The following is a 7,232-nucleotide window of genomic DNA, read 5'->3' as shown; positions in this document are numbered from 1 at the left end:
TCGTGGGCTCGGATATGTTTATAAGAGACAGCTATGACAGTTCCTGAGAAACCAAACAGCCGTCTTCAGAAGTACATTACCGTAAAGTGATAGCCGGCAAAAAAGACGAGAGAATGTACAAAGAGGGAAGAAAAACCGCTCTGGAACCTCATGATTTAACGCGGTCTGCTGTCACGCAATCCCTCAAATCCGCAAAAATAACAGAATACCAACCTGCCCCCTGGAGGATATTATCTTAATGAATGACAGAGTTACCTTTGGTCATGTAGCCAGAAAACGCTTCGGCCAGAACTTTTTACAGGATTCCCGGGTAATCGCCAATATTGTCAATGCCATAAATCCCAAGAAGGACGACTTTATTCTGGAAATCGGCCCCGGACTCGGGGCTCTTACCGAACCTGTGGCCGAAAAAGTAGACCTCTTAAACTGCATTGAGCTCGACCGGGATCTGGCGGACAGACTCCGTCATACCCCCTTTCTCAGCGAAAAACTCAACATCATCGAAACCGATGCCCTGAAATTCGATTTCCGGAGCATTGCCACCAAAGAGCATCCGGTTCGGGTATTCGGAAACCTGCCCTACAACATTTCCACCCCGCTCCTTATTCATCTCTTTTCTCAGTGCGAGGTGATTAGCGACATGCACTTCATGCTCCAGAAGGAGGTGGTGGAACGACTTGCCGCCGCTCCGAATTCCAAGGATTACGGCCGGCTCAGCGTAATCACCCAGTTCTACTGCAAGGTGATTCCCATCATGGAGGTTAAGCCCTCCGCCTTCCGCCCAGCTCCGAAGGTAATAAGCGCCGTGGCTCGTCTGGTGCCTCATAAGGAAAGACCCTTTAATGTCCGGAGCATTCCGGCCTTGGAAAAGGTGCTGGCCGTGGCCTTCAACCAGCGCCGCAAGACTGTGCACAACAGTCTTTCCTCCCTGTTCACTGATGAAAAGCTGGAGAATGCGGGAATTTCCCTCACCGCCCGCGCGGAAAACCTCTCCCTGAAGGATTACTGTACTCTTGCCGATCTTCTGGAGGACTAATGTCTCTTAAAAGCGAACTTCTTTCCCGTCATCCGGAAATTTTTGAAGGGAGAAGCATTCTGGTAACGGGATTTTTTCCGGATAATGAAATCATCTCCCTGGCCGGAACTGCAGAAAATCTTCTGGTCTGGTGTACCGACTACGTTCAGTTCCTTAGCTTTGCTCCGTTATTTTCATCCGCTGCTTCTTCTCCTGATGCATCTTCTCCGGCCCCTATATCCGCAGCTTCCTCGTCTGATTCATCTCCTTCTTCCGCAGGCTTTTTGTCCTGGCAGGAAGGAAATAAGACCGTTATGTTCGGCGCAGAACCCGCAGTATCATTTGCGCCCTCTTCCGCTCTTATCTACATGAGCAAAAACAAAAAGGAAAACATCTTCTATCTCGAAAGCGTGAGAAGGCTTCTTCCGGAAGGATCTGAGGTATTTGTCATCGGCGGCAACGATGAAGGCGTCCGGGGCATGGAGACCATTCTTAAAAACACCGGCCCCGCAGAAAAGTACGACTACGGGAGAAAGTGCACGCTTTTCCGCATGCTTGTTAAAAAATCCCCGGCTCAAACAACGGAAGCAGCCCCTGCCGCAGCCCCGTCAGAGGTTACCCCCGCCCCGGCTCCCCATACGGAATGCTATAACGCCGTAATCCGGGATATCAGCCTTAGCGTAGCCATGATTCCGGGGGTTTTCAGCATGGACAGGATGGATCAGGGCACCCGTTTCCTGCTGGAAAGCATAGCGGATCTGGATCTCTCCCATGTGAAAACCGTGCTTGATGCCGGCACCGGCTCCGGCATTATCGCGGTTTTCCTGAAAAAGCTCCTCCCGGACACCCGGGTTACCGCCGTGGATGTCAGCGCCTTTGCCCTTAAAGCGGCCCGGGAAACCGCCCGGCTTAACAATGCGGATATCCGGGTCTTGCCCTCCGACATGCTCGATGAAACAGACCGTTACGACCTCATTATTTCCAACCCGCCCTTTCATGTGGGAAAGAAGCAGGTATTCGGGCCGGTGCTTAAGCTTATCCGGGACTGCCCTTCCCATCTTGCTTCCGGAGGATCCTTTTTCATGGTGGCCAATGCATTTCTGCCTTATGAAAACCATCTGTCTCAGGCATTCTGGAAAAGCGGTGTTAAATACCGCAATTCTCAGTACAAAATCCTGTATGGTTTCACTAAATGAAATCTCTGATAATATATAATCAGTAGTATGCGAAGTTTCAGGGAGACAGATCATGGCGGGAGTACTGGCAATGGTTCTGGCTGGCGGCGAGGGCACAAGACTGCAGCCGCTTACGGTAACCAGAAGCAAACCGGCGGTTCCTTTCGGCGGCAGCTACCGGCTGATAGATTTCGTGCTTAATAATTTCGTCAACTCCGACATTATCAGAATATTCGTCCTGACCCAATTCAAAAGTCAGTCCCTTTACATGCACATGAAGAAGGGCTGGACAGTCAACGGCATTCCCGGCTGCTTCATTGATCCGGTGCCGGCCCAGATGCGCATGGGCAAGCGCTGGTACGACGGCACTGCGGATGCCATTTATCAGAACCTCAGCTTTATTGAAAACAGTTCTCCGGATCAGGTGTGCATCTTCGGCAGCGACCACGTATACAAGATGGACATCAGACAGATGCTGGCCTTTCACCGGGAGAAGCATGCCGAGCTTACGGTTTCAGCAATCAGAGTTCCCATTAAGGCGGCCCGATCCTTCGGCGTCATCGAGGTGGATCCCACCGGCAAAATGATAGGCTTTGAGGAAAAGCCCCGAACCCCCAAATGCATCCCCGGAGATCCGGATCATGCCCTGGTTTCCATGGGCAACTACGTTTTTGAGGCGGAAACCCTGTACCGGGAACTGGCCATGGATGCGGAAAACTTTACCTCCTCCCATGACTTCGGCCGGGATATCATCCCCGACATGTTCCCCCGGGTGCCGGTTTACGTCTATGATTTTCTGACCAACGCCATCGCCAATGAAACTTCCACCGGCTACTGGCGGGATGTGGGCACATTGGATGCCTACTGGGAAGCAAATATGGATCTGGTGTCAGACACTCCGAAATTCAATCTTTACAATCCCTCCTGGCCTCTTCATACCCACTACCCGCCGCTGCCCCCGGCAACCTTCCGCGACACCCCGGATTTCAAGTGCCGCATCTCCCAGTCTCTGATATCCGCCGGCAGCAACATTACCGGCGGCCTCGTGGAACGCAGCATCGTGGGCTTCAATTCCATCATTGACGAGGGAGCGGAAATCTCCGAATGCGTCATTCTGGGCGATGTGAAGATCGGCGCCGGGTGCCGGATTCGCCGGGCCATCATTGACAAGCATGTGGTAATTGCCCCGGGATACGTCATCGGGGAGGATTTCGAGCGCGACCGGAATTTCTTTTCCGTATCTGACGGCGGTATTGTTGCAGTTCCCAAAGGGGCCAAAATCGGCTTCTAAGAATACGAAGTATGAAAATATTATTTCTTTCCTCAGAAGTTGTGCCTTATGCCAAAACCGGCGGACTCGCCGATGTGGCCAAAGCCCTGCCCATGGCATTGAAGTCAAAAGGCCACGATATTGTAATAATGATGCCCTGTTACGGCAAAATAAGCGGCTGGCGGTATTTCCCCGTGGTGGCGGAGCTGGAAATGCAGAGCGGACAGTCGCAGGGCATCAGCTATAAAATCCGCGAAAGCAGCATCGAGGGCATCAAGGTCTGGCTGGTTGACTACGAGTATTATTTCAACCGCAACAACCTTTACGGCGAGAACAACACCGCCTATCAGGACAACGGAGAAAGGTTTGCGTTCTTTTCAGCGGCGTGTCTGGAAGCCGTGCTGGCCCTGAACTTCTGTCCCGACATCATTCACTGCAACGACTGGCATACCTCCCTCACCCCTCTTATTCTCTCTGTAAAATACCAGAATAACGAATTCTTCAGAAACACCAGAACGGTGCTCACGGTGCATAACGGCTCCTTCCAGGGCATCTACGACCGCAGCCAGCTCTGGATGATCCCGGAGCTTTCGCATATCCACAATGACAGCATTGAGCACGGCTATGGCAACATCAACTACCTGAAATGCGGGGTCTTCTATGCCAATAAGATTAATGCCGTGAGTCCCAGCTATGCGGAGGAGCTCACCACCTTTCTGGGCGGCCACGGCATGGCGCAGAATTTCATCGACCGCATCTCGGATCTTTGCGGCATTGTAAACGGCTGCGACTATACTGACTGGGATCCCGTAAACGACCGGGAGATCCCGTTCCGCTTTTCAGAAAATGAAATCCACAACAAAAAGCTCTGCAAATACCTCCTGCAGGAAACCACCAATCTTCCGGTAAAGGATGTGCCGGTGTTTGGCATGGTCTGCAGACTCACGGAACAAAAAGGGGTGAACCTCCTCCTTCCCATCCTGAAAAGTTTTCTGGAGCATGAAATCCAGTTTATTCTGGTAGGCACCGGAGATCCGTCGCTGGAGCAGGGTCTGACGCCCTACACCCGGGAATTTCCCCAGCGATTTGTGTTCAAAAGCGTTTATGACAATCATCTGGCCCATCTGGTAGAAGCCGGAGCGGACTTTTTTATCATGCCCTCGCTTTTTGAACCCTGCGGACTCAATCAGATGTACAGTCTGGCATATGGCACTCTCCCCATAGTGAGAGCCGTGGGCGGTCTTAAGGATACGGTTATCTGCTACGATGACGATTCGGACAACGCCACGGGGTTTGTCTTCACGGAGCCTGCGCCTTACGAGCTTCTTAACTGTCTCCGCCGGGTGCTTATCTTCTATCTGCAGGACAAGGGAGAGTTTCAGCGCATCAGAAAGAATGCCATGAAAATCCGCTACAGCTGGGAGAAATCCGCTTCAGAGTATGAGACCATGTACCGAAGCGCGCTGGAGTCCCCGCAGAGAATCTGATAATGTCTCCGGAAGAAGTTCGGCTTTCCGGGAATTATGATGAAGAGCCCCCTCAGAACTGGATATTTTCTCAGGCTCCTGTCTTTCTCTGACTCTCTGCTCTTCCCTGTAATTCTCAGCCCTCCCCTCAGCCCTTTCGGGCTCTTTTCCCGGTTTCCCGCCGCCACATCAGCAGCCACCCCGCAAAGAAGGTATAATTATCTCCCGGTTAAGGCAGGAGTGTTTTATGCAGTACTTTATCGATAATCTGGCGGAACCCCGCAGAATTTCACCCATGAGCGCATTTATGAGTCCCTTTCAGGCTCTGGCCATGATGTTCAATGTTCCGGGAATGCTCATTGTCGCCATTTTGTCCGGTCTTGTCTGTCTGCTTTCCTCAGCCATTCCCTTTCTGGCGTTTTTTCTGATCCCCATGGCTTTGGGACTGGTCATGGCAAAAACCGTATCCGCAATTCACGGGAGCTCCTCCGGCTGGCAGGAACTTAATATCTGGGTATATGCCAGACTGAAGCTCCGGGTATGGATCTTTGCTCTCATGATCCTGCCGCCTCTGCTTCTCATCTTTGGCAGCATCATTAACCTTATGCAGAACTTCGGCGAACCGGGAGCCCGGAACTTTTCAGCAGTATACTGCGTTATCGGCGCCATATTCTTCAGCGCCATATGGGGCCTGGTGCTCTTTACGGCAAACTTTCAGGCACTGCAGGAAAAAAACGGCATTTCCGTATCCTGTATTCGCGCCATTTCGCTCCTGAAGGAGAACGTCATCCCCCTGATGGTAATGCTGGTAAACTGGTTCATGGAGATGGCATTCTTTTACTTTGTCATAGCTTCCGCAGTTATTGCGGGCCCGCATATTTTCGGGAGCATGGGACTTCTGGCAGTTAACATTTTTAACTGGGGCTTTCTGTTTATTGCAGGAACTTTTTTTCTCAGTCATTATCTGGTAACTCTGGGTATTCTGGGGTACCAGATATATGCCGCTGCTGCCGATGACAGCAGCACTGAGGATAAGGCTGCATAACCCTGACGCGCCTCCTCTTGCTCTCAGTCTCTCCTGCACTGCCTGAAAAAGCCGGGGGTATCCGCCCGGATCTGCAAAATCCCGCCGCAGGATAGTTTTGCGGCCCGTAAACCTAATCATTCGTCACTAAAATAGCATCGGGATTGTTGCTATTCTCCGCATTCATCATTATCATAAAAATGTACGGGGAGATAAATTAGTTGTGATACTGAAAAACTCAATTATGGCAGCTGGTACAGGAAAAGATTCTTAAGTTAACCGGGAAAATGTCTGCCCTGCACCGTCATTTTCAGCGCATTCCCCATTACATAGCAGAATGACAAGAGAAGCCGCCGGACTCCGGCTGTTACCAGGCAAACCTTGTTATTTCAGATATCATGCTTGTCACCCGAAAAACTGAGATGAAAATAAAAGCCTGCGGTTTTACCACAGCAAGGACAAAAAGGTTTTTGTAATGCCCAAAAAAATCCCGATTGGAATGACGGTCTTTAAGAACATTATTGAGAATAACTGCGCTTTCGTAGATAAGACCCGTTTTCTTGAGGTTTATGAAAACAGCGGTACCACTGTATCCATGTTTCTCAGACCCCGGCGGTTCGGCAAAACCATGTTCACAGAACTTCTCAGATATTACTATGATATTGCCCAGAAGGAGGAAGCTGACAGGCTCTTTAAAGGCAAATATATAGCTTCTCATCCCACACCCCGGAAAAACTCCTATTACGTGCTGCAATTTGATCTATCCGGAGCAGACACACATAACAGCGACAGTATGACAAGGACTTTTATCAAAAGGGTTCTTTTTGGTATCTCCGATTTTATTGCAAGGTACCCGAAATCTGTCCGGGGCTTTCTTCCAAATAGCGTATCAGAAAGCAGAGATGAATTACGACCTTCTGAGATAACTGCATACTACGAAAATATCTCCAGATTTCCGGATCCTTCCTTGATAATGTTAGATTTTTTTCTCCGGATAAGAGGTTTTGTTCCCTCAGACAAACTCATGGTCATCGTTGACGAATATGATAATTTCAGTAACGGCATAGACCTATTGAGCAGGGCTTTCGGTGATTTTCAGCTGGCTGCCGAAGCAAGACAAATGCTTGCGGGATTTTTTAACACCCTCAGATCCGGAAATCAGGATCATCTCATTGACAGAATATTTGTAACCGGCGTGGTGCCGATAAACATGGATAATACAGTCTCGGGATTTGTCTCCGAACAGTTAAGCTCCGATCCCCGTTTTAATGAGCTGGCCGGC

Annotated in this window: 6 protein-coding genes; all 6 read left to right on the top strand. The window is 50.3% G+C overall.

The features are described from left to right. Positions 1-238 precede the first annotated feature (238 nt). Positions 239-1,036 (top strand): 16S rRNA (adenine(1518)-N(6)/adenine(1519)-N(6))-dimethyltransferase RsmA, encoded by a 798-nt coding sequence (gene rsmA, locus ACJROR_RS07925; RefSeq protein ID WP_406037605.1) that lies wholly within the window; start codon positions 239-241, stop codon positions 1,034-1,036. Then, positions 1,036-2,211, top strand: a complete 1,176-nt coding sequence (locus tag ACJROR_RS07920; RefSeq protein ID WP_406546651.1) for a methyltransferase — start codon at positions 1,036-1,038, stop codon at positions 2,209-2,211. Before rsmA ends, ACJROR_RS07920 begins: the two co-directional genes overlap by 1 nt. Positions 2,212-2,263: 52 nt before the next feature. Continuing rightward, positions 2,264-3,481 carry a glucose-1-phosphate adenylyltransferase gene (glgC, locus tag ACJROR_RS07915; RefSeq protein ID WP_406037601.1) on the top strand — a complete coding sequence of 406 codons (1,218 nt, stop codon included), beginning with the start codon at positions 2,264-2,266 and terminating at the stop codon, positions 3,479-3,481. A gap of 11 nt (positions 3,482-3,492) precedes the next feature. Next, the gene (glgA, locus tag ACJROR_RS07910) at positions 3,493-4,947 is read left to right on the top strand and encodes a glycogen synthase GlgA (protein WP_406546650.1); all 1,455 of its coding nucleotides are present in this window, start codon (positions 3,493-3,495) and stop codon (positions 4,945-4,947) included. A 226-nt stretch (positions 4,948-5,173) separates the two neighbouring features. Beyond that, positions 5,174-5,971 (top strand): hypothetical protein, encoded by a 798-nt coding sequence (locus ACJROR_RS07905; RefSeq protein WP_406546649.1) that lies wholly within the window; start codon positions 5,174-5,176, stop codon positions 5,969-5,971. Positions 5,972-6,425: 454 nt separating this feature from the next. Further along, positions 6,426-7,232: AAA family ATPase (locus ACJROR_RS07900; protein WP_406546648.1), on the top strand; the 807-nt coding region annotated here is incomplete at its 3' end.

The organism is Succinimonas sp. (assembly GCF_045225735.1).
Taxonomy (GTDB): Bacteria; Pseudomonadota; Gammaproteobacteria; order Enterobacterales; family Succinivibrionaceae; genus Succinimonas.
This window is presented reverse-complemented; position numbering and strand designations above follow the sequence as displayed.

What these genes read in the sequence shown, in the direction of transcription:
- glgC (WP_406037601.1), top strand. Translation starts at nt 2,264, where the DNA reads ATGGCGGGAGTACTGGCAATGGTTCTGGCTGGCGGCGAGGGCACAAGA.
- ACJROR_RS07905 (WP_406546649.1), top strand. Translation starts at nt 5,174, where the DNA reads ATGCAGTACTTTATCGATAATCTGGCGGAACCCCGCAGAATTTCACCC.
- ACJROR_RS07920 (WP_406546651.1), top strand. Translation starts at nt 1,036, where the DNA reads ATGTCTCTTAAAAGCGAACTTCTTTCCCGTCATCCGGAAATTTTTGAA.
- glgA (WP_406546650.1), top strand. Translation starts at nt 3,493, where the DNA reads ATGAAAATATTATTTCTTTCCTCAGAAGTTGTGCCTTATGCCAAAACC.
- rsmA (WP_406037605.1), top strand. Translation starts at nt 239, where the DNA reads ATGAATGACAGAGTTACCTTTGGTCATGTAGCCAGAAAACGCTTCGGC.